Below are 1646 nucleotides of genomic sequence, written 5' to 3' on the forward strand. Positions count from 1 at the left end.
CCTCTCTTATTCACGACGCTCGGTTTCGGGCCCGCTCTGGGCATTTGCTGCGGCTGGCTGTATTGCGCGGACGACCGGCATCGCTGGCGTTTGTTTCACCGCATTCGGATTGATGGGCTTTTCGGGTTGAAGGGCTGGGCTCGGAGTTCTGCGGCGCTGCCGCATGGGCTACGTCGGCGCAGGCTTCAGCCGGAGAACGAGGGCGCGGAACAGGTCGGCATCCGGACAGGCGGAAGCGAAGGCAATGCGGATGCGGCTAGCACTTTCTACGACGCGCGCAGCGACCTTGAGCAGCCGCAGGCGCAAGGTGGTAAACTCCGCGCTTGCCAGAGCAGCGGTCCTGGGCATCGCCTGCTGGATGCGCCATAGCAGCCAGTATGCGGCAGTGTGCAGTATCAGGCGCATCTGATTGGCATTGGCCGAGCGGCACGAGGTTCGGTCGCTGGCGAGCTGGGACTTGTGGCGCTTGATCAGGTTCTCGGCCTGACCACGCGCGCAGTAGAGCGTGTCGTAGATGTGCTCGGCCGATCCTGTTGCCAACGAGGTGACGACATAGCGGATGTCCATGCCCAGCGTGCTGGCCTCGATCCGTGCAACGACGCGACGCTGGCACTTCCAGGTCTTTGCCCCATAGCGGGTCTCGGCATAGTTGCGCAGGACGGGACACTGACGCTGGGCGCGCTTGACCGCGCAGGCATCGGCGACCGCAACAATGGCGGGATCGGCGCGCAGCGCTGAATTGGTGGGCAGGCCGAACACGTAATCGACGCGGGCCGCATCGCAGTAGGCCATGACCTCGGGTCGACCATAGTGCCCGTCGCCGCGGATAGTGATGTGGGTATCGGGCCAATTACGGCGCAGGTGACGCACCAGGCGTCGGATGTGCCCCGCCGCCTCCTTTCCAGAAGGCGTCTTGCCTGTGCGCAGCAGCATGGCCACCGGCCTGCCGGTCGCGGTGTCGTAGATATGGATCGGTAGGAAGCAGCGCTCCCCATGATGCCCGTTCCAGAACGAGAGCTGTTGATAGCCATGCACGACGTCGCACGTGTCGTCGATATCCAGCGTGACCGCTGTCGGAGGGGCGGGATAGCTGGCGCAGTAGATGTCGATCATCGCGGCCATCATGCTGGCCAGTTCGCGCGTAGTCGGTGCATTTTCCCACCGGCTCATCGTCGGTTGGCTGGCCAGCCCCGCGCCCGATTCCGGCAGCTTGCCGAGCGCCAGGCGGAAGCCTGGATCGTCGCGCAGAGCATCGAGATCATCGGCATCCTCATAGCCGCACGCAATCGCGAACACACGGGCACGCAGAATGTCATCCAGGCGATGGATCACCCGCGCTGGATCGCGCGGATCGGCAATACAAGCCGCCAGGCGCTGGCAAATCCCCATCGCGCGCTCGGCCTGTGCAAGCAGTAGAACACCGCCATCCGAGGTAAGCCGGCCACCGTCGAACGCAGCTGTGATTTTCTTGCGGCCGACTGCTGGGAATCCAAATGAGCTTGCGATATCATCGTTCATGGCGGGTGTGGCCCGTGGCATTTTCTGCCCTGCGGCAGGTTCGGCTTAGACACCCAGTTCCTAATTCAGATCAGAGGCTTACGCCACTCCCGCCAACCCTTCAGGACACTTTTGGTGAATAAGGCGGG

Annotated in this window: 1 protein-coding gene; it reads right to left on the reverse strand. The window is 63.4% G+C overall.

What is annotated here, in order from left to right; translation table 11 throughout:
• Window positions 1-168: 168 nt before the first annotated feature.
• Entirely contained in the window at window positions 169-1539 is a 1371-nt protein-coding gene (locus tag SxD43FB_RS23475) for an IS1380-like element ISSp1 family transposase (protein ID WP_013039223.1), read from the reverse strand.
• Window positions 1540-1646: the final 107 nt, after the last annotated feature.

Source organism: Sphingobium sp. D43FB (genome assembly GCF_002312805.1).
Lineage (GTDB): Bacteria > Pseudomonadota > Alphaproteobacteria > Sphingomonadales > Sphingomonadaceae > Sphingobium.